At 71.6% G+C, this 23465-nt stretch carries 21 protein-coding genes; 11 read left to right on the top strand and 10 right to left on the bottom strand.

The window, feature by feature from the left end; genetic code table 11:
- Positions 1 to 294: 294 nt before the first annotated feature.
- From ACSRUE_RS06110 to ACSRUE_RS06120, 3 genes are read right to left on the bottom strand one after another with little or no spacing between them, the layout of a single operon-like run.
- Positions 295 to 1314 (bottom strand): hypothetical protein, encoded by a 1020-nt coding sequence (locus tag ACSRUE_RS06110; protein ID WP_441290194.1) that lies wholly within the window; start codon positions 1312 to 1314, stop codon positions 295 to 297.
- Positions 1311 to 2954 (bottom strand): M16 family metallopeptidase, encoded by a 1644-nt coding sequence (locus ACSRUE_RS06115; RefSeq protein WP_441290195.1) that lies wholly within the window; start codon positions 2952 to 2954, stop codon positions 1311 to 1313. Before ACSRUE_RS06115 ends, ACSRUE_RS06110 begins: the two co-directional genes overlap by 4 nt.
- A 35-nt stretch (positions 2955 to 2989) precedes the next feature.
- Positions 2990 to 4906, bottom strand: coding sequence for an insulinase family protein (locus ACSRUE_RS06120; RefSeq protein ID WP_441290196.1), 1917 nt, complete (start codon positions 4904 to 4906; stop codon positions 2990 to 2992).
- Positions 4907 to 5020: 114 nt separating this feature from the next.
- Between ACSRUE_RS06120 and ACSRUE_RS06125 the strand changes: the two genes are divergently transcribed.
- The 3 genes from ACSRUE_RS06125 to ACSRUE_RS06135 all read left to right on the top strand — a co-directional run bounded on the left by ACSRUE_RS06125 (position 5021) and on the right by ACSRUE_RS06135 (position 7118).
- The gene (locus tag ACSRUE_RS06125) at positions 5021 to 5212 is read left to right on the top strand and encodes a DUF350 domain-containing protein (RefSeq protein WP_441290197.1); all 192 of its coding nucleotides are present in this window, start codon (positions 5021 to 5023) and stop codon (positions 5210 to 5212) included.
- 16 nt (positions 5213 to 5228) lie between these two features.
- Positions 5229 to 6479 (top strand): hypothetical protein, encoded by a 1251-nt coding sequence (locus ACSRUE_RS06130; RefSeq protein ID WP_441290198.1) that lies wholly within the window; start codon positions 5229 to 5231, stop codon positions 6477 to 6479.
- Between the two features lie 228 nt (positions 6480 to 6707).
- Complete coding sequence (locus tag ACSRUE_RS06135) at positions 6708 to 7118, top strand: response regulator (protein ID WP_441290199.1); 411 nt, start codon at positions 6708 to 6710, stop codon at positions 7116 to 7118.
- Here ACSRUE_RS06135 and ACSRUE_RS06140 read toward each other — a convergent pair.
- The gene (locus tag ACSRUE_RS06140; RefSeq protein ID WP_441290200.1) at positions 7115 to 7366 is read right to left on the bottom strand and encodes a hypothetical protein; all 252 of its coding nucleotides are present in this window, start codon (positions 7364 to 7366) and stop codon (positions 7115 to 7117) included. The two genes, ACSRUE_RS06135 and ACSRUE_RS06140, sit on opposite strands and share 4 nt — an antisense overlap.
- Positions 7367 to 7696: 330 nt before the next feature.
- Between ACSRUE_RS06140 and ACSRUE_RS06145 the strand changes: the two genes are divergently transcribed.
- The 3 genes from ACSRUE_RS06145 to ACSRUE_RS06155 all read left to right on the top strand — a co-directional run bounded on the left by ACSRUE_RS06145 (position 7697) and on the right by ACSRUE_RS06155 (position 10978).
- A complete protein-coding gene (locus ACSRUE_RS06145) occupies positions 7697 to 8128 on the top strand; it encodes a hypothetical protein (protein WP_441290201.1) in 432 nt (143 codons plus the stop codon).
- Between the two features lie 348 nt (positions 8129 to 8476).
- Positions 8477 to 9430, top strand: coding sequence for a class I SAM-dependent methyltransferase (locus tag ACSRUE_RS06150; protein WP_441290202.1), 954 nt, complete (start codon positions 8477 to 8479; stop codon positions 9428 to 9430).
- Between the two features lie 204 nt (positions 9431 to 9634).
- Entirely contained in the window at positions 9635 to 10978 is a 1344-nt protein-coding gene (locus ACSRUE_RS06155) for a serpin family protein (RefSeq protein WP_441290203.1), read from the top strand.
- Position 10979: 1 nt separating this feature from the next.
- Here the strand turns inward: ACSRUE_RS06155 and ACSRUE_RS06160 are convergent, their stop codons facing one another.
- From ACSRUE_RS06160 to ACSRUE_RS06170, 3 genes are all read right to left on the bottom strand, one after another.
- Positions 10980 to 11960, bottom strand: coding sequence for an HTTM domain-containing protein (locus ACSRUE_RS06160; RefSeq protein WP_441290204.1), 981 nt, complete (start codon positions 11958 to 11960; stop codon positions 10980 to 10982).
- Complete coding sequence (locus ACSRUE_RS06165; RefSeq protein ID WP_441293063.1) at positions 11957 to 12511, bottom strand: hypothetical protein; 555 nt, start codon at positions 12509 to 12511, stop codon at positions 11957 to 11959. Before ACSRUE_RS06165 ends, ACSRUE_RS06160 begins: the two co-directional genes overlap by 4 nt.
- Before the next feature lie 238 nt (positions 12512 to 12749).
- A complete protein-coding gene (locus ACSRUE_RS06170) occupies positions 12750 to 13094 on the bottom strand; it encodes a hypothetical protein (RefSeq protein ID WP_441290205.1) in 345 nt (114 codons plus the stop codon).
- A gap of 748 nt (positions 13095 to 13842) precedes the next feature.
- On the opposite strand from ACSRUE_RS06170, the gene ACSRUE_RS06175 reads away from it, so the two are divergent.
- Positions 13843 to 16836: a beta-propeller domain-containing protein gene (locus tag ACSRUE_RS06175; RefSeq protein ID WP_441290206.1), complete on the top strand. Its 2994-nt coding sequence runs from the start codon at positions 13843 to 13845 to the stop codon at positions 16834 to 16836.
- A 209-nt stretch (positions 16837 to 17045) separates the two neighbouring features.
- Complete coding sequence (locus tag ACSRUE_RS06180; protein WP_441290207.1) at positions 17046 to 17735, top strand: hypothetical protein; 690 nt, start codon at positions 17046 to 17048, stop codon at positions 17733 to 17735.
- A gap of 83 nt (positions 17736 to 17818) precedes the next feature.
- Here ACSRUE_RS06180 and ACSRUE_RS06185 read toward each other — a convergent pair whose 3' ends face one another.
- Entirely contained in the window at positions 17819 to 18169 is a 351-nt protein-coding gene (locus ACSRUE_RS06185) for a hypothetical protein (RefSeq protein ID WP_441290208.1), read from the bottom strand.
- A 66-nt stretch (positions 18170 to 18235) separates the two neighbouring features.
- Between ACSRUE_RS06185 and ACSRUE_RS06190 the strand changes: the two genes are divergently transcribed.
- Positions 18236 to 18502, top strand: coding sequence for a hypothetical protein (locus tag ACSRUE_RS06190; RefSeq protein WP_437763112.1), 267 nt, complete (start codon positions 18236 to 18238; stop codon positions 18500 to 18502).
- 414 nt (positions 18503 to 18916) lie between these two features.
- Here ACSRUE_RS06190 and ACSRUE_RS06195 read toward each other — a convergent pair whose 3' ends face one another.
- Positions 18917 to 19870 (bottom strand): hypothetical protein, encoded by a 954-nt coding sequence (locus ACSRUE_RS06195; RefSeq protein WP_441290209.1) that lies wholly within the window; start codon positions 19868 to 19870, stop codon positions 18917 to 18919.
- Between the two features lie 689 nt (positions 19871 to 20559).
- Here ACSRUE_RS06195 and ACSRUE_RS06200 point away from each other — a divergent pair.
- Both ACSRUE_RS06200 and ACSRUE_RS06205 read left to right on the top strand, forming a co-directional pair.
- Positions 20560 to 21042: a GNAT family N-acetyltransferase gene (locus tag ACSRUE_RS06200; protein WP_441290210.1), complete on the top strand. Its 483-nt coding sequence runs from the start codon at positions 20560 to 20562 to the stop codon at positions 21040 to 21042.
- 313 nt (positions 21043 to 21355) lie between these two features.
- Entirely contained in the window at positions 21356 to 22456 is a 1101-nt protein-coding gene (locus ACSRUE_RS06205; protein ID WP_441290211.1) for an IS1 family transposase, read from the top strand.
- Between the two features lie 42 nt (positions 22457 to 22498).
- Here ACSRUE_RS06205 and ACSRUE_RS06210 read toward each other — a convergent pair whose 3' ends face one another.
- Positions 22499 to 23134 carry a DUF2335 domain-containing protein gene (locus ACSRUE_RS06210; RefSeq protein WP_441290212.1) on the bottom strand — a complete coding sequence of 212 codons (636 nt, stop codon included), beginning with the start codon at positions 23132 to 23134 and terminating at the stop codon, positions 22499 to 22501.
- Positions 23135 to 23465 lie beyond the last annotated feature (331 nt).

A 23465-nucleotide genomic window follows, 5' to 3' on the forward strand; every position in this document is an offset into this window, starting at 1 on the left:
GGGCGGCTCGGCGCGACGTCTTTCAGGGGGCTACGTACATGCTTTGGCCGTCTCTTCTCGGCCGGCTTGGGGGCTTCTTGCGCCATGGCTGCACCTGCGCCGCCGTCTTGATGCAAGCCCGGCGCCACCGCGCACGAAGCTTTGGGTCTGGCCACGACCAGGACAGCCAAGCCTGCCCGCATGGCGCGACCGTCGAGCGGCCTGAGGCGCGCGCGGCCCCGCCGACTTCACTCACGCGCGGATCGGCAACGACCGCTCCGCAGGGAAATCATGCGGCGGCGCGCCCTGGGACGGTCACGGCGAGACGCAGGGCACGCTCGGCGCGGCGTCCGGCGAGAGCAGCGGCGGCAGCCAGCGCCGCAGCACCAGCGGCACCATGGCGTCGTGGGGCATCGGCTCCGTCGGGACGAGCGGCTCGAGCTCGCGGAGGACGCCGGGCGCCGCAGGGTGCGCCTCGACGCCGCGCTGGAAGGCGCGGCGGAAGTCGGCGATGGGGCGCTTGGCCCAGGTCATCGTCTGCCACGACACGACGACGTGCGTGGTCGGGCGCGAGCGCGCGAGCGGGAGCGCGATGTCGGCGTCCATGCACGTGTCGATCACGAGCGCCGCGTGCACGGGGGTGGACGCGCGGAGCGCGGTCGCGATGCCGCCCGCCTTGTTGCAGCCGCCGCCGGAGTGGCCCGCGACGACGACGCGCGCTCGGTCGAGGGTCGCGACGCCGCGCAGCCGCGCGGCCGTGGCGTCGAGGAACGCGTCCAGATCGAAGGCAGGCCAGCTCGTCCGCGCGACGGCGACCGCCGCCGGGAGCACGGCGCTCGGCGCGGCGACCAGCATCGGCGGGATCCGGCCCGCCTCCATGAGCTGCGCCGCGATCCGGCGCACGTCGCCCTCCTGGCCGCCCCCCATCCAGCGGTGCTCGATCCGCGCCTCGTTGGTGCCGTGCAGGAACACGAGGATCGGCAGCGGCCGCGCGGGATCGGCGGCCGCGAGGCGGTGCACGAAGGCGCGACCCCGCCAGCGCCGCTCCGGCGGCACCGGGGGCGCGGCAGCCCCGGCCTGCGCCGCGCCCTGCTCGGCGGCGCCGCTCGCGTGCGCAGACGGGTGCTCGTAGTCGTACGTCGCGCCGTCGAGCTGCGCGGGTGCCGACGCCGCCGACGCCGCCGGCGCTGGGGCCGCCGGCGCAGGCTTCGGCTGCGCCCCCACGGCGCCCGGGGAGGACACGGCCGCGAGCCCCGCCGCGAGCGCGAAGGCGCGCGTCGCGGGCGCTGGACCACGCGCCGCCGCGCGCGGGGCGCGGCGCCCGGCGGCCGTCACTGCGGCTCCTCGGCCGGCGCCGCGCGACCAGCGCCGGGCGGCGAGGCGCCCGCGTCCCGCGGGATCGTGCGCTTCCGCTCGAAGGCGCGGGTCGGGTCGACCACCTTGACGTCCCCGAGGCGGCTCAGCATCGGGCCGATCGCCTGGGCGTCGCCCACCACGACGATCGCGGCGTGCGCCGGCCGCACGTCGTCGTGCGCGACCTTGCCGGCGAAGGCCGGCGTGATGTCCCGGAGCTCCTTGCGGTAGCTCTCCTGGTGGTCGTCCGGCAGATCGAGCGCCTGCATGACGGCGATCTCGTCCGCGAGCCCGGCGGCCGTCCCGAGGCCGAGGCCGAGGCCGGCCGCGAGCCGCCGCGCCGCGGCATCGACCTCCTCCTGCGAGGGCGCCGCGGCCGCGAGCTGCTCCGCGTGCTCGAGCATCGCCTGCGCGGCGAGGCCCGTGCGCGCCGCGGGGACGCGGACGTGGGCGAGGAGCGGGACGGGCCCGTGCGCGACGTCGAGCGGCGCCGCGGACACCTCGCGCGCCGGCCCGCGCGGCTCGAGCAGCTCCTGCGAGAGGCGCCCGGCGCTGCCGCCGAGGACCTCGCCCGCGACCGCGAGCGCGGGCCACTCCGAGGCGCTGCGCTCGGGGCCGAGCACGCCGAGGAAGAGCTCGCTCTCGGCGCTCTTCGGGCGATCGACGATCGTGATCTTGAGCGACGCCGGAGGCACCGGATCGGTGAACGAGAGCGCCGGCGGCTCCGCGCCGCGGCGGTCGGTGAAGGCCTTCTCCACGGCCGCGCGCGCGGCCTCGGGCGTCGTGTCGCCCGCCACCACCACCACGGTGTTCTTCGGGACGTACCACGCCGCGTGGAACGCGCGGCAGTCGGCCGCGGTGATCAGCGGGAGCTCCGCCGCTGTCGCGCCGAACGAGGCGTAGGGGTGCAGCTCGGTCGGGAGCGCGTAGAGGTCGCGGAAGAGGACCATCAGCGCTCCCCAGCGGCCGTCCGAGCGCGCGCGCTCCCGCGCCGCCTCGGCGGCCTGGGCCTTCAGCTTGGCGAGCTCCGCGGCGTCGAGGCGCGGCCGCTGCACGACGTGCCCGAGCAGCAGGGCCGCCTCCGCGAGGCGATCGCTGGGCGCGCGCAGCCCGATCACGGTCGCGTCGAGGCCGGTGTCCACCCGCAGGGAGGCGCCGAGCGACTCGACGCGCGCGAGCAGCTCGCGGCCGGGGAGGCCGCCCGCGCCCCCGCGCAGGAGGAGCTCGCCCGTGAGCGCGGCGAGCCCCGTGCGCTCGCCGTCGGCCGCGGAGCCGCCGCGGATGACCACCCGGACCTCCACGAGCGGCAGCGCGCGGCTCACCGCCGTGGCGACGCGGAGGCCGCTCGGGAGCTCGGCCCAGGTGATCGCGGGCATGCGCGCGGGCTTCGCGGGGCCGGACGGCGGCGGCTGCTCCCCGCGAGCGGCCTCGGCCGGCGGCGCCGCCGGCGCGGACGTCGCCGGCGCGGGCCTCGCCGGCGCGCCCGCCTGCGCGGGCGGCTGCGGCGCCCGCCCAGCAGCGCAGCCGCACGCCACGGCGGCCGCGAGCGCCGCGGTCCAGGAGAGCCAGGGGCGCGCGGTCCGTCGCCCGCGCAGGTCGCGTCGCTCGCTTCGCTCGTTCATCGCGTCACGCGTTCTCCGTCGCTCGCCTCTTCGCGTCACTTCTTCGTGGGCTTCGCCGGCTTCGTCGGCGCCGGATCCGGCGCGGGCCGGCTCGCCCCGCCGTGCGCCTTCGCCGGGCGCTTGCCCGGCGTTGCCTTGCCCGCGCCCTTGCCCGGCGCGGCCTTGCCCGCGCCCTTGCCCGGCGCGGCCTTGTCCGTTCCCTTGCGCGGCGCGGCCTTGCCCGCGCCCTTGCCCGGCGCCGCCTTCTCTGCGGCCTTGCCCGGCGCCGCCACCTCGGCGTCCTGCTCCGGCGCCGCGGCGCGCGCCCCGCCTCCGGCCCGCGGCGCGCGGGCGGACGCGCGCGGCGGCGAGGCGGCTCCCGGCATCGCAGGGGGATAGGTCTCGACGATCGTCCGGCGCGTCGGGCCGAGGTGGTCGCGCGCGACGCGCTGCACGTCCTCCCGGGTCACCGCGAAGCAGCGCGCGAGCTCCCCGTTCAGGTGGGCGGCGTCCCCGAAGAGGAGCTCGTGCTCGCCGAGCGCCCGCGCCCGCGCGCTCGCGTCCGCGAGGCCCGCCACGAACGCCGACTGGAGCAGCCGGCGCGCCCTGGTCAGCTCGGCCTGCGAGGGTCCCGCCGTCGCGAGCGCCCGGATCTCGCCCTCGATCAGCTTCTCGACGTCGCCGACCCGGACGTCCTCGGCGAGCCGCACGTCGATGGAGAAGAGATCGGGCCCGCGGTGGCCGTCGATCGCGACCCGCACCGACCGCGCGACCGCCTTGCTCCCGACGAGGAGCGCCTTCAGCCGCGAGCTCTCGCCGCGCCCGAGCAGGGCGGCCGCGAGCGCGAGCGCGTGGTGATCCGGGTGCTCGCGCGGCGGCACGGCCCACCCGTAGACGATGGACGGCGCGCGGGCGGCGCTGTCCCTCACGACGCCGGTGCGCTGGCTCGTCTGCTCGGGGAACGGCACGTCCTTGAAGGGCGCGGCGGCGACGGCGGGGATGCCGTCGAAGTACTCGTGCACGAGCGCCATCGCCGCGCCCGCGTCGAAGCCGCCGGCGATCGCGAGCACCGCCCTGTTCGGGCCGTAGTGGGCCTCGTGGAAGTCGCGGGCCCACGAGAGCTCCGCGCCCGCGAGATGGTCCGCTTCGCCGAGCGCCGGGTGCTCGTGGGGCCAGTACCCCTGGAAGACGAGCTCGCGGAGCCGGATCGCGCCCTGGCCGTGGGCGGCGCCGAGGACCGCGCCGCGGCGCTCGAGCGCGTCCCTGCGCTGCGCCTCGAAGCCCTCTGCGCTCGGCGCGGGGGCCCTCATGCGATCGGCCTCGAGCCACAGCGCCAGCGCGAGCTCGTTCGCGGGCAGCGCCGCCGTGAACGTGGTGCGATCGACGTCCGCCTCGGCGTGGAGCTCGCCGCCGCGCTCGGCCACGAGGCGCCGGGGCTCGCCCGCCGGCAGGCTGCGGCTGCTCCGGGCCATCATCTCCATCACGAGGCGCGCCACGCCGCTCCTGCCGCTCGGCTCGTCGCGCGAGCCCGCGTCGTACGTCACGGCCACCGCGACCGTGGGCGAGCTCTCGTCGGGGCTCAGCACCACGCGCAGCCCGTTCTTCAGCGTGACCCGCTCGACGGGCAACGCGAGATCGAGCGGCGCTTCCGCCGGAGCCGCCGCGGCGCGCCTCGGCGCCCCCGCCGTGTGCGCCGCCTTGCCGTTCGGCGCGCCCCCGCCGCGCGCCGCCTTGCCGGCGGGCGCACGCGCCGCCTTGCCGGACGGAGGCGCTGCCGCGGCGAGGTGGGGCGCGCCTGCGCAGAGCAGGCCGAGCGCCACGAGCGCGGCCGTGAGGGAGCGGCGGGGCAGGGTTCGGCTCACGGTCGTGGACACCGCAGGGCGATAGCACGTCGCCGCCCGGGTGCGCGCGTCGAGGAGCGACGCGGCGCAGCGACCGCGCTTCACCCTGCCGGCCGACTCGCGTAGGCTCACGCCCCGAGCTCACGACGTCACGAGCGCGCGCCGCGCGCCGCCCCGCGCCGCCCCGCGCCGCCCCACGCTCAGAGAGAACCGCCGATGCCCGACGTTCAAAATTTGATCAAAGCCGTGATCGGAACGCTCGTCTTCGTTGCCGTCGGGCTGCTCGTCTTCCTGCTGGCGTTCATGCTGATCACGAAGCTCACCCCCTTCTCCATCCGCAAGGAGATCGAGGAGGACCAGAACACGGCGCTCGCGATCGTGATCGGCTCGGTGATCCTGGGCCTCGCCTGGATCATCTCCGCGGCCATCCACGGCTGACGCGCGGGTCTCGGCGTTGGCCTCGGCCGGGCCCGACCTCCTCGGCGCGCTGCCGGCCGGGCCCCCCGGCGCGGCCCGCGGCGGCTTCATGTGGGGCCGCGGCGTCGACCTCGCCGTGTTCGGCGGCTCCGCGGCGGTCGCCCTCGCCCTCGCCGCGCTCTCGACGGGGGGCGCGCTCCCGGCCTGGGGCTTCCTGCTCTTCGTGGTCGGCGTCGACGTGGCGCACGTGCACACGACGCTCTTCCGCACGTACCTCGATCCGGAGGAGCTCCGCCGCCACCCCGCGCTCTACGCCGGCGTCCCGCTCGCCTGTTACGCCGCCGGCGTCGCGCTCCACCTCGCCTCCGAGCTCACCTTCTGGCGCGCGCTCGCCTACGTGGCCGTGATCCACTTCGTCCGCCAGCAGGTCGGGTGGGTCGCGATCTACCGCGCGCTCGCGGGCGAGCGCTCACGCCTCGATCGCCTCCTCGACGACGCGCTCGTCTACGCGGCGACGGGGTGGCCGCTCCTTTACTGGCACGCGCACGCTCACCAACCGCGCGCGTTCCAGTGGTTCGTGGACGGCGATTTCGTGAGCGCGCCCTGGCTCGCGGCCGCGGTGGGCCCGCTCGGCGCGGTGTACGCCGCGCTCGCCGTCGCGTACGTCGCCCGCGCGATCCAGCGGGCCTGCGTCGACCGCGCGCCGCTCAACCTCGGCAAGCACGTCGTCGTCGCGACGACCGCGGCGACGTGGTACGTCGGCATCGTCGCGACCGACAGCGACTTCCAGTTCACGGTCACCAACGTGATCGTCCACGGGGTCCCGTACATGGCGCTCGTCTTCGCGTACGCCCGGGAGCGGGCCCGCGAGGCGCCGCGCTCGCTGCTCGCGCGGGTCCTCGCCGCCGGGCTGCTCGCCTTCCTCGGGGTCGCGCTGGCGCTCGCGTTCGTCGAGGAGATGCTCTGGGACCGGCTCGTCTGGCACGACCGGCCGGAGCTCTTCGGCGGCGCGCGGACAGGGGACGAGCCGCTCCTCGGGCCCCGCGCGCGGGCGCTGCTCGTGCCGCTGCTCGCGCTGCCGCAGGCGACCCATTACATGCTCGACGCCGTGGTCTGGCGCCGCCGCCACACCCGCCCTGCCCAGGCGCGCGCGCTCGGGTTCCGGCCCGGAGCGCCGGAGGGCGAGGGGGTCGAAGGCGGCCCCGGCCTCGCGGGCGGCGCGCGCCGCCGGAGCGCGGCGGCCGCGCCGATCACGCCGCCCGCGCGGTCGGCGAGCGGAGAGGCTTGACCCGCGGCGCAACTCCCGTAACCCTCGGCGCTTCGCATGGCTTCGCTCGCGGTGCCCGTGCTCCCGCCACGCCCCTCGCCCGCTGCTCGGCGCGGAGCGGCGCCGCCCCCGCGTAGCCCGGAACCATGTCCGGAGAAGATCCGACGATGCTGAGGGCATGCAATGCGTGCGCGGTGCTCGCCTGCTATCGCTCCTGCATGCTTGCGCAGTCTGGAAGAGGTAACAGCGATGAGTGAACCCTGGCCAACCGACGGGCTCGACGGGCCGCGCGTGACGCCGATTCCCCCGAACTCGCGCGCCCCCGTCCTCCTGGTCGACGACGACGCCGAGCTCCGCGAGATGCTCCGCGAGATGCTCGAGTCGTCGGGCTACGATGTCTACTGCGCCAGCAACGGCAGGGAGGCGCTCGATCTCCTGCACCAGGCGGACCCGCCGCCCGGGCTCATCCTGCTCGATCTCATGATGCCGATCATGACCGGCGAGGAGATGCTCGCCGCGCTGAAGCAGGTGCACGCCCTCGCGGCGATCCCGGTGACCATCGTCTCCGGCCACGACGGCCCGCCCGAGGGCACGGCCTACCTGAAGAAGCCCGTCGACTTCAGCGCGCTGCTCGGCGTGGTCCAGAAGACCTGCGGCTAGCCCCTCCGGTCGAGCGCGGCCAGAGCGTCGACCAGAGCGTCGACCGGAGCGCCGACCAGGGCGCCGACCTCGACCGGCGACGGCGACCGCGGGCTCATCGCCGCGAACGCGAGGAGCGCCACGACGGTCAGCAGGAGCGCGAGCGCGAACGCAGCGGCGAGGAACAGGATGCCGAGCGACGCGCGCTCGCTCCCGGCTTCGCCCGCGCCCTGGTCCGGGTCCTCGTCGCGCCGCTCCGGCTCATCCACGCTCCGCCCTCCGGCTGTGCTTACCGCCTCGCGCCGGACGGCGCAACGGACGCGGTGAGGACCTCCGTATTCGCCGCGCTCACCGGGCGCGGCGGCGTCCTCGGCGGACGCGCCCTTCCGGACATTGTCTGTCCGGAAGGGCCATCGCCGTCCGCCTCCAACGGCTGTAGGTTCGCCTCCTCGGAGGGCGTGAGAATGGCAGAAGGCCGCACCAGCGACGCTGCGGAGAAGAGCGGACAGGCGAGCTCCGATCGCCTGTGGATCCTTGTCAACACAAGTCTTCGTGAGCCTGCGCCAGAGCGCGTAAGTGGCCGCCCTCCCCGGGAAACCATGGTGATACGTGACGGCGATACCCTCCTCGTCAGCGTCGATGTCGGCCGGGGCCGCGGCAAGGCGCTCACGGTGCCATTCAACATGGTAGAGCTCGGTCGCCTGGAGGCGACGCTGGTGGTGCGGCTCGCGGCCACCTCCGCCCCGTGCGCCGCCTGCATCGACGAGAGCCTCGCCAGGGCGGCTCAGGAGCCCGGGGGGCTCGACACGGAGCGCGTCTTGCGCGCGGTGCGCGCCGCGATCGCCGGCTGCGCGCAGCGCGCGCACGGCGAGGCCGCCCGCGGCGCGGCCGGCGCCGGCGGGCCTCCGCCGGGGAGCTCGGGGCCGCGGCCGCTGGGCGCGCTCCGGCTGGCGCCGGTCAACGCGCCTCACGTGCCCGCGGGGGGCGCGCCGGGAAAGGACAGCGAGCTCGAACTCCTGCTGATCATCTGAGTCGGGACTTCGCTCTTCCCGGGAGGCGCGTGCGCGAGGCCAGCGGCCACGAGAGGGAGGCCGAGGGTCTGGTCCGACTGGCGCTCACCGAGTCGATCGCCGTACACGGCGTCATCCCGCGCGTGCTCCCGGCGCTCGCCGAGAGGCACCCGCGCGTCTCGCTCCACCTGCTGACCAGCTACGAGGTGGCCGATCTGGGCCACCGTGAGGCCGAGATCGCCGTGCGCTTCTTCCGGCCGAAGAGCGGCGATCTGGTGGCCGCGCGATTGGACCCGAGACTCGCCCGCGAGGTAGCCTGTCGGGAGGCGAGCTTCCGCGCCGGAAACCCATGGAAAAAGGGACAGAGTCATGCTGGACAGGATCTGGGATCGCCATCGCGCCGCCGGGCTCGACGCAGCGGCGGCCGCCGTCGCGGCGCCGTCCCCGGAAGGCCTTTGCTACCTCGCGATGCTGGCGTTCTCCGACGAGCGCTACGCGGACGCCGCGACCTTCGCCGCCCGCGCCGCGGCGGCCTCGCCGGGAGACACGCTGTTCCAGGCGGCCGCGGCGCACCTCGCGCGGGTCGCCCGGGAGGGGAAGCGCAATGTCTACGTGTCCGCGGAGGGGTTCGCCGCCTTCATCCGCGGCGGCGGCAACGTGCCGCTCTACCGGGAGACCAGCGCCGCGCTCGCCGGCCAGTACCCGGAGGCGCCGTTCGATCTGCTCGACATCGGCGCCGGCGATGGCCTGGCGCTCCTGCCCGCGCTGACGCCGGCGGTTCGGCGGGTCACCGTGGCGGAGCCGGCGGCGCCGCTGCTCGAGCGTTGCGCCGCAGCGCTCTCGGCGCGAGGGGTCGACTTCGAGGCCTTCGGCGGGCGACTCCAGGATCTCGCCGCTGACCCCGGCATGGCGCCGCGGCGCTGGGCGGTGGCGCAGGCGACCTTCTGCCTGCACGCGATCGCTCCGGCCGAGAGGCCAGCCCTTCTCCGCTGGGCGCGCGCGCATTGCGATCTGCTGCTCGTCGCCGAGTTCGACGCGCCGCGCATGGACGAGCCGCTCTCGCCGGACACCGCGCGGCACGTGCTCGCGCGCTACCGTGAAGGGCTGGCCGAGTACGCCGGGGCCGATCTCGACACGGTCGCGGAGGGCTTCCTGATGCCGGTGCTCTTCGGCTACGTGGACCGCGGCGCCACCCGCACCACGTTCGAGCACCCCATCGACGACTGGGCGGCGCTGCTGCACGAGGCCGGCTTCGAGCGCGTCGACCGCCGGCTGATCCATTGCTACTGGTGGGCGCCGGCCTGGATGCTGGCGGCGCGCTGAGGCGCCTCGCGGGGTTTCCGGTGCGCGAGCCAGCTCCGGCGCTGACGGGGCCTCTTGTGCCAGAACGGGCCAGCTGTTCGCCGGATGTCAGGGTTCGGGGGCGCCCCGCGCGCGGCGGCCAGGTCGCTGCGCGCGGTTCGCCTCGGAAACGCACGAGCCCGCGATCGGGGCCGGCGCGGCACGGCCGATGCTGGGCGGGGCGGCATGCAGCGAACCCTCCGAACCTGCGCTCCGCTCTTCGCCGTATCTCTGGCCGCGATCCTCGGTTGCGAGGCGTCCACCGATCCCAACATGCACCCGACCCCCGATACCGGGGACGAGGAGTGCAGCGACGCCGACAGGGCCATCTGCGTGATCGCCTCGGACAAGCAGCGCATCTCGAGCCCGGACGTCCCTCCGGCGGACAAGACCGCGCTCGTCTCGGGCAACTCCGCGTTCGCGCTCGACCTCTACCAGCAGCTCCGCCAGGAGCCCGGCAACGTCTTCTACTCGCCCTACAGCATCTCGACGGCGCTCGCGATGACGTGGGCCGGCGCGAAGGGCGAGACCGAGACGGCCATGGCCGAGACGCTGCGCTTCGACCTCGGGCAGGACAAGCTCCACCCGGCGTTCAACTGGATCGACCAGGAGCTCGAAAGCCGCGGTCAGGGCGCCCAGGGCGCCGACGGAGAGGGCTTTCGTCTCAATGTCGTGAACGCGCTCTGGGGGCAGATCGGCTACTCGTTCGAGGCGCCCTTCCTGGACACGCTCGGGCTGCACTACGGCGCTGGAATGCGCGTCGTGGACTTCCTGGGCCACCGGCAGGAATCGGTCGATCTCATCAACGGCTGGGTCAGCGACCAGACCGAGGGCAAGATCGAAAAGCTGGTGCCCGTCGACGCGATCACCCCCGAGACAGTGCTGGTCCTCACGAACGCCATCTACTTCAACGCCGCGTGGCGCACCCCGTTCGAGCCCACCGCGACGGAGGACGGCCCGTTCGAGACGGCCGACGGGACCGAGGTGACGGTGCCCCTGATGCGCGGCAACCTGGAGATGCCCTACGCCGAGGGCGACGGCTACCAGGCGGTCGCGATGCCCTACGACGGGGGCGAGCTCTCGATGCTGATCATCCTGCCGGCGAAGGGCACGCTCGACGCGTTCGAGGCGTCGCTCGACGCGGCGAAGGTCGACTCCATCGCCGGCGCGATGAGCGAGCACCTGGTCGACACCACGATGCCCAGGTTCAAGTTCGACTACGAGCTGAGCCTGAAGAAGACGCTGGAGGCGATGGGGATGGAGATCGCGTTCAAGTCCGGGGTCGCGGACTTCACCGGCATCAACTCCAAGGGACAGCCCTACATCCAGGACGTCATCCACAAGGCGTTCGTCGGCGTGAACGAGGCCGGCACCGAGGCGGCGGCCGCGACCGCGGTCATCGTCGGCGACGAGTCGGCGCCCCAGCCGGCGTCGCTCGCGCTCGTGAATCCCTTCCTGTTCCTCATCCGCGACAACGCGACGGGCAGCGTCCTGTTCGTCGGCCGCGTCGCCGACCCCAGCGCGAGCTGACTCAGGCCTCGCCACGCCGAGCAGGGCGCGCCGCAGCCGAGGGCCCTCGCGCCCGTCGAGGGTCCGCCTTCACGCCGAACGCGGCGAGGGTGAACACCGACATGATGGCGCCGAAGACATCGAGCCTCATGAAGACCGCGATCCCGACGTGCAGTCCGACCGTGGCTGCCACCCAGAGCCGCCGGGTGCGACGCGGCCAGATGAAGAACGGGTACCCGATCTCCACGAGCAGCACGAGCCACCCCGCGGCCACGGCGATCCAGGCGTGGTGGGCGAGCCACGAGAAATCGAACCGCCGGTACTCGGGCAGCATGAGCGATCGCCATATCGCGTCGCCGTCCCACCACGCTGCGCCGAGCGCCTTCTCCACGCCGCTCGAGAGGTAGACGAGACAAAGGTGCAGCTGTACCACCCGCAGCGCGAGGCGCGCCGCCGCGCTCGGCTCGGGCGGCGCTCGCCCGAGGGCACGATCGAGCGACAGCGCGGCGCCAGAAGGCATGAAGACGAGGTAAAACAGGAAGATGTTCGCGAACTGATCTGCTCCGTAGTTCGTCCTCTCCGCGGTCATCATCAACATGAAATGCACGAGCCACGTGCACGCCGCGGAGAGCCTCGTCCTCCAGCCGAGCAGGAGGCCAGCCAGCGACAGGACGTAGAGCACACCCATGCCAGCGATCACCGAGCTCTCACCGACCCCGAAGCGCGAGAGCGCGTTCACGAGGTGGCCGATCCGGGGGAAGCCGATCGCGCCGGACCCGTCGAGGAGCTCTCCTTGAACGATGCCCGAGCGCGAGTACAGCTCGGGAGCGATGGGCGCGATCAGCGCCGCCTGCGCCAAGAGGACCGACGCGAGCCCTATCCGGAGCGCCGCCAGGGGCCGCGCCGACGCGGGCGCGAACGCGAATCGCCCCATCGAGCCCCACAGGCGCGCAGCTGTCTCTCCAGCCTTCGGCAGGAGCGGGGTGCAGGTCCGCAGCCTCATGGCGTCGTCGCTCTGTCGTTCTCGCCGGCGGCGAGCCGCGCCTTCAAGTTGAACTTGGCCTGGTATTCGACATACCACCGCGGCTGTTTGCCCGCGCGATACTCCGCCATCGAGGGCAGGTCGTAGCTTTCGAGGCGGACGACAACGCTGTCCGCCTCTGGGTGCTTGGCGAACACCTTCGCTGCCCAGGACGCAACCAGGGAGCGCCTCACGGCGTGGTCCTGCTCATCCCAGAACATGCCGATGATATTCTTGACGCGGAGGTCCGCTTCGCGGCTCGCTCCTGTCTCCAGCGCCTCGGTCGTCAGCGCTCCCGCGCGATCCCTGACCTCGAAGGTGGCCCAGAGCAGGGGCCCGACGGTCGGAGCAAAGAAGGAATACGCGCTGCTGGCCCCGGAGAGCGCGCCATAATAGCCCACCGCACGTTCCGCCCAGCCCCCGTACGGCAAGCGCACATGCAGCACACCCAGCACGATCACCAGCCCGAGGTGGATCGCAGCGGCGGGAAGCACGAAGAGGACGTGCTTTTCTATGTTTCCTGTTTCCTCCATGGAGCTCACCCCCATGGATCCGTAGTGCGCGCGGCGTGCCATCCGCTTTCGCCACCCCCGTTTCCAATGCGTTGCCATCGGACCGCAGAGCAGGCCGCGGTCGGGCGGCGACGCTTGACGTGCGATGTCTCAGCGCAATCTCCCGTGATGGTCGACTCCGCGCTCGGCAACGCGAACCCGGCATTCCGTGATGACCGCGCCCAGCTCCGCGCCCATCACGGTGGAGCCCACACCTGTCCTAGCGCCAATAGGGCCGATAGTAGCCGGTAGCCGGCCGGTAGTAGCCCGCCGCCGGCCGGTAGTAGCCCGCTGCCGGCCGGTAGTAGCCCGCCGCCGGCCGGTAGTAGCCCGCTGCCGGCCGGTAGTAGCCCGCCGCCGGCCGGTAGTAGCCCGCCGCCGGCCGGTAGTAGCCAACAGCCGGCCGGAAGGCGTAGCGCTCGCTGTCGAGCGACGGTGGCGTTGAAGTCTCCTCGACGAGGTTCAGGTTGTCGATCGGCACCGTATTCGCCGCAGAAGCAAGCGCAGAGATCCCGCACACTCCTGCGATGACGGCGATGAGGCCAAGAATTTTCACATGCTTCATTTGTCGGCTCCTTCCCTCGTCGGTCGCGCGCGCGGGCGCGTCGTTTCGTGACATTGCGCCCACGGGCACGAGGGTGCGCCCACGACGATGCAGGGGACGGGCCGGGTTCGACCGGCGCGGCAGGTGGCAGGCCGCTGATCACAAACCACAGATCATCCCTGAAATGTGGGCTGGCCAGGTCAAGGCGCGCGACGCGTGAGCAGCGCGCTGCAGCGCTGAAGCATCGGCGGCATGACAGCCATTCATGGCCGTCAAGAACCTGCGCCAGCAGGGAGCATCCAGGATCTCGGGAGACCCTGTTCAGGAACCTGCGGAGGTCCTGGCGGGACGCCATGAACTTGGCGTGTGAACGGGCGCCGAGCCACCTCGCTCACCAGGGCAGCGGTCCCCCTTCGTTCATGAAGCTGCCCGTCGGCCCGTTCGCGTCGAGCCGCGCCAGCCGCACCGGCTCGCCCCCCGCCGAGGTACCCACCTGTCCGGTATCATGGAGTGTCTGCGCCCCATGCGAAGCGCCGGCACGTCAAGGGGCGGTTCGCAGGAAAGGAGCTGGAGCTGTGCCGCCATGGGCCATTGCTGCGGCGGCAATCCCGCGTGCACCGTGGCACATGATGCGCTCACATCACCGAAATCACGCGGAAGTATCGCGAATGCGTCTGGCCCGCCGCTTGCTGATTGTGCCAGCGCGACGAGATCGCTGCGCTTTGCACAGGCGCTGCGTCCCGCGTCTTGCTGTCAAGGAGAGGTGACCATGTCCATCCCGTTCAGCGCCTGCGCCCGCTGGATCGTCCTCGCTGCGACCGCGGCATCGATCGGACTCGCCGGTTGCGAGCGTGGTGCTGGCAACTCCAACCAGATCGGCTTCATCTCCGGCAATCCGACGGGTCCCCGCGGCGGCGATCCGGCGGGGGATGGCTCGGGCGACGCCAGCTCGGGCACGGGAGGAGGCGGCGGCCCGGACGCGGAGCCGGTGCCGCCGCGCGGCGGCGCCATCGCGGAGCGCGCTCTCCGCGACGCCGACATCGTCCAGGAGAAGGACGGCAGGCTCTACGCGATGTCGCGGTACTCGGGGCTCAGCGTGCTCGACGTCTCACGACGCGACGGGCTGCGCGTCCTCGGGACCCGCCGGATGTACGGCACACCCGTCGCGATGTACCTGCGCGACGGGGTCCTCTACGCCCTGTTCTCCGGGTGGACGCACCTCGTGCCCGACGCGCAGGGGGGCGCGTCCCACCGCGAGTCCACGAGCCGCGTCGAGGCGCTGGATGTCTCCGATCCAGCGGAGATCCAGCCCGTCGGCTCGTTCGATCTGCCGGGCAAGCTCACCGAGGCGCGCCTCGCCGGCGACGTGCTCCATGCCGTGACCTACGAGCACGGCTCCTGCTTCGGGTGCGCCGCCGCGCCGAACACCACCGTCACCTCCCTCGCCGTCGGCGACCCGGCGGACATCGCGGTCATCGATCAGCGGAGGCTCATCGAGAGCGCCCCTTCGGGCTACTGGGGATGGCCCAGCGTGAGCGTCAGCGACGATCGCGTGGTTGTCGCCAGCGCCGCGTGGAACGGCGGCGAGGAGGAAGGGCGCGCCACCCTCCAGGTCGTCGACATCTCCGACCCCGGCGGCGCCCTCGTCGAGGGCGCGCGCGTCGACGTGACCGGCCAGATCGAGAGCCCCTGGCAGGTGGATGAGCATGACGGCGTGCTCCGCTTCGTCAGCCTGCCCGGCCCCTGGCAGCCCGACGCGAAGCCTGGCATCCAGACCTTCTCCATCGTGTCCTCCCAGGAAATCGTGCCCCTCGGCGCGACCGTGCTCGACGTGCCCCCGGCCGCAGCGCTGCGCTCGGTCCGCTTCGACGGCGACCGCGCCTATGCGATCACGATGTCGAGCATGGCCCCCTTGCTCACCGTCGACCTCAGCGATCCGGCGAACCCCGCCCAGGTCGGCGGGATCGAGGAGCCCGGCTCGATCTTTCACGTCGAGCCGCGCGGAGATCGCCTGTTCGCCCTCGGGTTCGCCAACGACAGCGGCGAAGGATCTCTGTCCGTCTCGCTCTTCGACGTCTCCGATCTCGCGAACCCCACGAGGCTGGAGCGCGTTGCCTTCGGCGGCAAATGGGCGCGTGTCGCCGAGGAACGCGACCGCATCGATGAAGCGTTCGCGGTCTTCGACGGTCTCGGCACCCTCGCCGTGTCCTACGGCGAACGGAGCTTCGACACGTCGTCTCCCGGCTGTGATCCCGTCACGATCGGCGTCCAGCTCATCGATTTCACGCGCGACACCCTCTCGCAGCGCGGCTTCGCCGCCACGCGCGGACGGGCGCGGCGCGTCCTCGCCAGCGGGGAGCGGCTCATCGCCGTCTCCGACCTGGGCGTCGAGGCCTTCGGCATCGACGATCGCGGCGCCCCGGCCAAGGTCGCCGGTATCGCGCTCGCGCCGCTCGCCAACAGCGCTGTCGCGGTCGGCGACCTCGTGGTCCGCATCGGCGCAGACGTGAATACGGGGGGCGGCGCCTGGCTCGAGACCGCGTCGGCCGCGAGCCCGGGCCTCGCCGAGCCGATCGCCAGGCTCGACGGCGCGGCGCTGTACACGGAGGCCCCCGCCTGCCGGCGCCACCTCGGCAATGCCCGCCTCTTCGCGCACGGACAGCACGTCTACGTGCTCGCGCAGACAGGGAACGCCTCGTTCACGCGCCTCGCGATCGTCGATGTCGGGGACCCGGCCTCGCCGCGCGTGGTCGCCCAGCGCGATCTGCCCTTCAGCCCCGGCGCGCTGTACGCGAATCCTTCCGGCGCTCTCGTGTCCGCGGGCGACTCCGTGGTTCAGGCCGGCAGCACCCTCGTGATCCGTGGCGTCAGCGATGACGGCTACTACACTTTCGAGGAGGACCGGCCGCCTCACGAGGCGTGGCTCGATCTGCTCGACCTCTCCGACCCGCTGAACCCGCGGCACAGCTCGCTGGCGCTCCCGGACGGCGCTGGCCACACGGGCCTTCAGATCGACGGCACCACGGTGCTCGTCTCGCGCTGGACGCCGCTGCCCGACGATCCCTCCAGGGCGCGCTTCTATCTCGATCGCATCGACGTCGCGGACCTGTCCGCGCCGGTGGTGCGGGCGCCGGTCAACGTGCCCGGCTCGCTGCTCGCGTTCGACGGCGCGTCGAGCAGGCTGCTCACGACGGATTACGAGGCCGTCGAGACCCCGGTGGCGGGGAGGGAGGCGTGTGCTCACGCCTTCGCGTCGAACGCGGCGTTCACGCCGGCGGCCGCCGGCGATGACGCCGGTCCCGGCGTGTGCAGGGGCACGCGGAGGACGCTCAAGCTCCTCGATCTCGGCGACACGAGCGCGCGACTCCTGGACGAGAGTCCCGTGGACGACACGATGGCGGTCATGAAGGCGCTCGCCGGCGAGGGCCGGGCCTTCCTGTCGGTGGAGGACGCCGCCCACGGCGGAAGGCCCTCGATCCTCGTGGCCGGCGGGCTGCAGGAGGGCAGCTTGAACACCGCGACGCAAGAGGTCGCGGGCTTCGACCCTGGCGATGGCCCGCTGCTCCTCGCGGACGGAGCGCGCCTCCTCGTCGTCGACAACTACCTGTCCACGCTGTCCGTCCTCGACGCGACCGACCTCACCGCGCTTTCGTTCGAAAAGAAGAGCGAGCTCCCGGGGCACGTGTACCACGCGACGCTCTCCGGCGACCGCGCGCTCTGCTCCTGGGGCTACGGCCTCGAGGCCGTGGACGTCGGCCCTTGATCCACGTCGCGCGGCCCGCGGCCGAACCGCGCCCGCGCCCGCCACACGAGAATCCGCGTCCTCCCACCAAGCCGCGTCGACCAGCGCTGGTTTGCTTGAATGACCGTCCCAGTGGCATGTCTGGTGGGAAGCTGAAGTGCATCGCGAGGAGGCGAACGATCATGCGCAGGGAATTGGAGTGTCTCAGGCCCATGAATGGACTTGCACAGATGCGAACGTTGGCGATGGGTTGCATCGCCGCGAGCGTCCTCGGCCTCGCCGCGTGCGGCGACGAGGGGCAAACGAGCAGCAACGCTGGAGGCGCGGGCGGCCAAGGCGGTGTCGGAGGCGCCGGCGGCCAAGGCGGTGTCGGAGGCGCGGGCAGCCAAGGCGGTGCCGGAGGCGCGGGTGGCCAAGGCGGTGCCGGAGGCGCGGGCGGAGGGGGATCGAGCGCGTGTGAGCCCGGCGTTTCGGGGACGGCCACGCCCGTGACGATCCGCTTCCGAAACGCAGGAGCGACCGAGCTCCTGGTCGGCGACACCCAGTGCATCTCGACGTGGGTCGTGACCTCGGCGAGCGGCGCCGAGGCCCCGAGGAACCTGGCGAGGCCGCTGTGCGACGACGGGACCCCGATCTGCCCCGCAGATTGCCTCGACGCCGGCTATAAGCCGCTCCCGCCTCAAGGCGAGCTGACGTTCACCTGGAACGGCGTCATCTTCGAGAGCGTCGACGCAATGGAGGCGGGGTGCCCCGCGGCTCATGCGGGCGAGCTGTGCCCCGCGATGTGCGCGCGGCCCGTAGACGCCGCGCCGGGCAGCTATACGCTCAAGGCATACGCGTACGACGGTTCGACGCCGATTGAAGCGACGGTCACGTTCACCTACCCCGAGTTGGCCGAGGTCGAGGCGGTGTTCCCATAGATCGAACGGCTCGCCGCAGACGCCGCCGCGAGGTGATCTCTCAGCCTGCGGCAGGGGCGCGGTTCCGGGAGCATCCGGGTGGCTTAGAAATTCAGCCTGAAAGACCCGCAGCCCCCGCGATTACGGCAAGTCTCGATCCACTCGTTGCAGGCCCATGTGGCATCCACTGCCGTATGGCCCCACCAGATCGTGACCTTCCCGACGTACTCGGCACGATTGATGCACCACCATGTGGTTTCAAGCGCTTGCTGCGCGGTTCCAACCGCCTCCGCTGCCTCGGGGTCGATCGCGTCCGCTGACTCGGGGTCAGCCGCCTCCGCCTGGGTCTCCAGCTCGTCATCGCCTTCGCGGAAAGCGTCGCCGACGCAGCCACCGAGCACGGCTGCGGCACCGAGGAGCGTCACCGGGAGGACTCTCTTGCTGAACAAGCTCATCTTTCTATTCTCCTGATAGTGGTTGCGTGCCGAAACGCCTCGGAGGCCTCCGGCAAGGTGCGGGAGATGAAGCGCCTCCTCACGACAAGGAAGCCCAAGAACGCGCAGACGAAGCGCTCACCGTCCGTCCACGGCGAGCCCATGCGCACCGAGATTTTCCAGGATGCAGTCGCGCGCTTTGAGCAACTCCTCGGGAAAGCAGTTCCAGGGACGACGACGCCACTCGACGATCGGCGCTACGACCGGGTGCTCTACGTCCACATGGCGGCGCTCGCGACTGTGGAGGGGAGACCATTTACCGCCGAAACGCTGACCGGCAGCACGCTAGCCTAGGGCACCGATCACGTTGAGCGAGCGAGAAGTGAACCGCCAAGGCGCCATAAGACGCCAAGATCTTTGTGATTCTCTTGGCGTCCTTGGCGCCTTGGCGGTTCGAATTCTGCTCTCTTCTGGCGGTTTCAACCCGTTTGTCGCTCTCGGCGGTGGTGGCAGAGGGGCGGGAGCTGTGGGGCGGGCGGGTGCGGCTCAGCGCCGAACGCTGGCCAGCGTGTCTCGTCGACGAAGATGGCCGACACCATCGGATGACAATGCAGATTCAAATTGAGGCTGCCACCGAAGTTCCAGCAGAAGCAGCAGAGGCGACGCCTGGAGCCGGCATGGCCCCACGACCCAGCGCCGTGCCAGCATGCACCAGCCCCGTCGCCGCTCTTTCCTCGCGTGGACTCGAGGCGGCTGGTGGCCGCCGGCTCACGAAGGGCTTCCCTCCACGCCCTCCGGGGAGGGCCTCTCCACCGCCTCTTCCCCGCCTGCCACGCGCCCGCTCCCGCCGCCGTCGCTCTCCCGACGCCTGCCCGACTCACTCTCCTTCCTCGGTTTCCTCGGTCGGCCCGAGTTCGGCCGGCCCGCGGCGAACAGCGAGGGGAACCGCTCCTGCACGCGCGCGCTCCTCCGCCACAGCCACAGCGCCGCCGCCCGCACCTCGTCGTAGCGCCGGCAGAGCAGCGTCCAGACCCGCACGTACCGGCCGTAGGCCTCCCGCGCCTTGGGCGTCATCGCCGTCGAGCGCCGCTGGACCATCACCCCGGCCAGCTCCCGCGCGCGCGCCGCGTCGCCGGCCCGGTAGAGCTTCCGGTCGTCCTTCACTACGCCGGCGCGAAGCTCGTAGATCCGGGCGTATCCGAGCAGGTCGTTCGCGAGGTCGCGGTGCCCGGTGCCGGGCCGCAGGCGATCGAGCTCCGGCCTGATCGCCGGGTCGTCCGAGAGGTGGTACTCGCATAGCGCCTGCATGCGCCCCTCGATCTCCGTCGCCTCGCGGACGATCTCGACGGGCAGCCGCGCGTCCGTCGTCGTGAGCGCGCCGGCGGCGCGGGCCTCGGCCAGCGCATGGAGCGCGGCGAAACACACGAGCTCCAGCTCGTCGAGGAACGTCATGTCGAACTCCTCCCGGGGCAACAGCGCGAAGCGCGCGCGAACGTCGGGCGAGGACACGAATCCGGCGACGCCGAGGGCCGCATACGTGGCCGCCTCGACGTCCAGCCTCACGGTCACGAGGTCGGCCTCGGCGAGGCGGTCGAGCGCCGGGGCGAGCGCCTCGAGCGCCTTCTTGCCGATCGCAGGAGAGTAGATGGGCGAGGGATACGTCGGCTCTCCAGCTGGCGTGGCGGCCACGGAGCGCTTCTTCGACTTGATCACGGCAGGCATATCTCTCCTCCTGAAGTCTCCTCGAATCGAAAAGGGAGTCTGTCGGATGTGTTCGACCCGGGCCTTCGCCTCGCCACGCAAGCAGCGCGAGCGAACGATGGACCAGGGCCGCCGGGACCGAGCGCGCCGCGCGAAGGGGCTCCGTCGCCCGGCGTCCTTCCGTCCCGTCGAGGAGATCAATCGGGAGCTCGACCCCGATCGGGTCACGAAAATCGACCCGAGCCCGTCGTTTTCCTCGTCTCTCCGTCCGGCAGGCGGCCCTGCACGTCCGGAGATCCGTCGACACGAGAAAGAGACGCCGGCGAGACTCTCGGTGGGGGGCTCGGTCGACTGCGGTCAGGTCGCCGTGCGCTACAGGCGATCTTGACCGTTGTGGGGCAACGTTGACCGTTACCCCCGGCAGCCTCCGGCCAGAGCTCGACATCGCCCCGGAGCCTCTCGACAGGTGGTGTCCTAATTAGGACAGAGAGCCGTTCGGCGGCTTGACCGCCCGGAAGCACCCGGCTCAGAGCGACCGCGCGTCCGCCATCGTTGGCCTGTCCCTCCGCCGCCGGGAGCAGCACCACGGGCTCTGACGACCACGGGTCGAAGCGGACGATGGCGCTCCCGTCGTGAGCGCACGAGACGGTCGCTGCGCCGAAGGCGTGGGGCACCGGGCGCGCGCGTCGTGCCTGTGTTAGCTGCAGCGCATGAACGTCGCGCTCGAGCGGGTCGGCACCGACGACGTACGGCTGCAGCGATTGCTGCAGCTCTACCTCTACGAGTGGAGCGCGCGGGTGAGCGTGCCGATCGGTCCCGACGCGCTCTACACATACCCGAAGCTCGCGCCGCTAGACGCGCATCTCATCGTCAACGTCGACGCCGGGGTGCCTGTCGGCTTCGCGCTCACCTACCGCGACGATCGCGGCGCGCAGCACGTTGAGGAGATGTTCGTGATCGCCGGCGCGCGCCGCAGCGGCGTCGGACGGCGTGCCATGCACCAGCTCTTCGCCGCGCACCCGGGCCCCTGGACGCTCACGGTGCGGCACGAGAACCCGGAGGGCCTCGGGTTCTGGCGACGCACGACGGCCGAGTTCGAGAGCATCTCCGTCGACGAGCGCGAAGAGTGCGGCGCCGACGGCATCGTGCGCACACGCTTCTCGTTCACGATGCCCGCGCGGCTCTCGCGCTGACATCGTTCGGCTCCCGTCCACGCGCCCCGCCAAGGCGTCCGGGCGCCTCTAGGACGAGCCGCGTCACACGCTGCGCCGTCCCCATCGACCGCACGCAAAGCCCTTGTTTGATGCTGGATTCGCGATGTTGGCTATGACAGCCGCTGTCCCAGCTGCGCTGGAGCCCTGGAAAACAAGGGTTATACTCGCTTGCACAGGCAAAGCGCCCCGCCTCGGCTGGAACCCGAGACGGGGCTGCGGAACGCCGGATGGTGGCCCACCCGTCGCACGTCGCGCTGCGATCATGGGCACGCGTCCGGAGAGGTGCAAGCCCATGGCGAACGTGCTCCCGGCGGAGCGGCGGCTAGAGGTGTTGGCCGCGCTCGTGAACGGCACCACCATCAGATCGACGGAGCGCATGACGGGCGTCCATCGCGACACGATCGGCCGCTTCGCACAGGCCATCGGCGAGGGCTGCGCGCGGCTCCATGACCGCCTGGTGCGCGATCTGACCTCCCCGCTTGTAGACCTCGACGAGCAGCACAGCTGGTGCAAGGTCCGCCAGAAGCAACTCGACCCGGCGAAGCACAGCGCGGCCGAGATGGGCGAGCAGTGGACGTGGGCGGCCATCTGCCGCACCAGCAAGCTCATCATCGCGTGGCACGTCGGGAAGCGCGACCAGGAGAGCGCCGACGCTCTCGTCGAAGACGTGCGCGCGCGGCTCACGGTCATGCCGCAGGTCACCACCGACGGGCTCGGCCTCTACGCGCAGCCCATCGCTGCGAACTTCGGGCGCGCCGTGCCGTACGGGCAAATGATCAAGAACTTCACGGCGCGCCCGGGCAAGCCGGGGACGTCGGAGAAGTTCGCCGTCGAGTGCGGCGTGGACTTCATCAAGAAGCGCACGATCTACGGCACGCCGGACCACGAGAAGACCACGACCTACGCCATCGAGCGGAGCAACCTGACCACGCGGCAGTGGAACGCGCGGCTGCGGCGCCGGACGCTCGCCTTCAGCAAGAAGCTCACGCGGCACTGCGCCGCGGTCGCGCTGCACTACACGTACACGAACCTCTGCCACATCCCGCGGAACATGCGGATCACCCCGGCGATGGCCGCGGGCGTCACCGACCACGTGTGGACCCTGGAGGAGCTCATGGTCGCTACACTGGCCGAGCCCGCAGGGGAGAAGCCAGAGCCGCAGCCGCTCGCCATCCCCAAGCCGGAGGGCACCGCCAGGGCGCTCCCGGGCGGGCGCGGATGGCTCCGGGTGCTTCCGGGCGGGTCCGCTCCATCAGCGCCCTCTGCTCCGCAGCCGCCGCCTGTGGCGCCCGTCGCGGCGTCACCGAAACCGGAGCCTCCGCCACCGTCGGAGCCCCCGCCCGCGCCTCAGCCCCGGCGCGTGGTGCAGTTGTCGTCATTTGGCGAGGAATGATGATGCGGCACACCTGCAACCTATAAGATGCCTCTTCCCCGCTTAGTTCAACTGCTTTGGCGGTTTACTTGCGCTTGAAGACGCATCGCCGGCGATGTCAGATTTCTTTTCTCTGCGCAAGATCGAAAAGTAAACAATGGTGCCAATCATCTGCACAGCGCCAAGGAGCGCTGGCTGCCAAATGAGGCCGACCGCCACAAGGGAAACGATGACCACGACCCATGCAATCGAAAGTGAAAACGCGAGCCACTGGGCTCGTTTCATCACCACGATGCGGGCATCTGTCATCTTCTCAAGTTGCGTCATCTCTCGCTCTTCAAGCAGCATTTCCCGGTGCTGCAACGAGCGACGATGAGGACCTTCTTCTTCGAACGATTTAACGATGCGCTCAGCGAGGCCAGGAAGAACCTGATCGTATTCGCTGAGCATGCTTGGTGGCGGCAACGGACCATCGTAGAACGAAAGTTCCCGTTTGACCTTTTGAACCTGCGTTCTAACGACGCTCGTAACAAGTCGAGCCAATTCGGCGGGCGGGTCAATCCTGTCTAATGCTGGACCCTTGGACTCCGTCAGCGCGGATGAGTCATCACCGTTCGATGCTGGGACAGCTCTCTCGCTGTCACCATCACCTCTCACAGGCTCGAAGGATCCGTCACCCGTTTCCTCTGTCTCACTCATCGTGCGTCTATCGCGGTTTTCGCCCACGCGTCATCGCGTGCAGTACTGTGGCCAGATCGCCCAAAACTGCTTCCAGATCCCTGGACCATGCTTCCGCGTCTCGATCGCCTGGTACCCCGCGACGCCGAGTTGGAGGGGTCGGCCCGTCGTACCCTTCGAGGTCTAGAATACTAGACGCTCCGCTACGCCAAGAAATATGGTCGAGCTCGGATGTGAGCTTCTTATGTAGGTCGCCCCTGCGCCCGTGTCGCTGAGGCCCGCCAGCGGCTTCGGTTCGCAAGAACTCGTCCGCCATTCGCTCGAGATAGGCCCGTGCGTCCACAGTCAACAC

This window comes from Sorangium sp. KYC3313 (assembly GCF_052075895.1).
In the GTDB taxonomy this organism is placed as follows: domain Bacteria; phylum Myxococcota_A; class Polyangia; order Polyangiales; family Polyangiaceae; genus Sorangium; species Sorangium cellulosum_B.

Excerpts from the sequence above, each read along its gene's own strand:
- ACSRUE_RS06115 (WP_441290195.1), bottom strand. The coding sequence starts at position 2,954 with ATGAACGAGCGAAGCGAGCGACGCGACCTGCGCGGGCGACGGACCGCG.
- ACSRUE_RS06135 (WP_441290199.1), top strand. The coding sequence starts at position 6,708 with ATGAGTGAACCCTGGCCAACCGACGGGCTCGACGGGCCGCGCGTGACG.
- ACSRUE_RS06145 (WP_441290201.1), top strand. The coding sequence starts at position 7,697 with ATGGTGATACGTGACGGCGATACCCTCCTCGTCAGCGTCGATGTCGGC.
- ACSRUE_RS06150 (WP_441290202.1), top strand. The coding sequence starts at position 8,477 with ATGCTGGACAGGATCTGGGATCGCCATCGCGCCGCCGGGCTCGACGCA.
- ACSRUE_RS06155 (WP_441290203.1), top strand. The coding sequence starts at position 9,635 with ATGCAGCGAACCCTCCGAACCTGCGCTCCGCTCTTCGCCGTATCTCTG.
- ACSRUE_RS06160 (WP_441290204.1), bottom strand. The coding sequence starts at position 11,960 with ATGAGGCTGCGGACCTGCACCCCGCTCCTGCCGAAGGCTGGAGAGACA.
- ACSRUE_RS06165 (WP_441293063.1), bottom strand. The coding sequence starts at position 12,511 with ATGGAGGAAACAGGAAACATAGAAAAGCACGTCCTCTTCGTGCTTCCC.
- ACSRUE_RS06170 (WP_441290205.1), bottom strand. The coding sequence starts at position 13,094 with ATGAAGCATGTGAAAATTCTTGGCCTCATCGCCGTCATCGCAGGAGTG.
- ACSRUE_RS06175 (WP_441290206.1), top strand. The coding sequence starts at position 13,843 with ATGTCCATCCCGTTCAGCGCCTGCGCCCGCTGGATCGTCCTCGCTGCG.
- ACSRUE_RS06180 (WP_441290207.1), top strand. The coding sequence starts at position 17,046 with ATGCGAACGTTGGCGATGGGTTGCATCGCCGCGAGCGTCCTCGGCCTC.
- ACSRUE_RS06185 (WP_441290208.1), bottom strand. The coding sequence starts at position 18,169 with ATGAGCTTGTTCAGCAAGAGAGTCCTCCCGGTGACGCTCCTCGGTGCC.
- ACSRUE_RS06190 (WP_437763112.1), top strand. The coding sequence starts at position 18,236 with ATGAAGCGCCTCCTCACGACAAGGAAGCCCAAGAACGCGCAGACGAAG.
- ACSRUE_RS06195 (WP_441290209.1), bottom strand. The coding sequence starts at position 19,870 with ATGCCTGCCGTGATCAAGTCGAAGAAGCGCTCCGTGGCCGCCACGCCA.
- ACSRUE_RS06200 (WP_441290210.1), top strand. The coding sequence starts at position 20,560 with ATGAACGTCGCGCTCGAGCGGGTCGGCACCGACGACGTACGGCTGCAG.
- ACSRUE_RS06205 (WP_441290211.1), top strand. The coding sequence starts at position 21,356 with ATGGCGAACGTGCTCCCGGCGGAGCGGCGGCTAGAGGTGTTGGCCGCG.
- ACSRUE_RS06210 (WP_441290212.1), bottom strand. The coding sequence starts at position 23,134 with ATGAGTGAGACAGAGGAAACGGGTGACGGATCCTTCGAGCCTGTGAGA.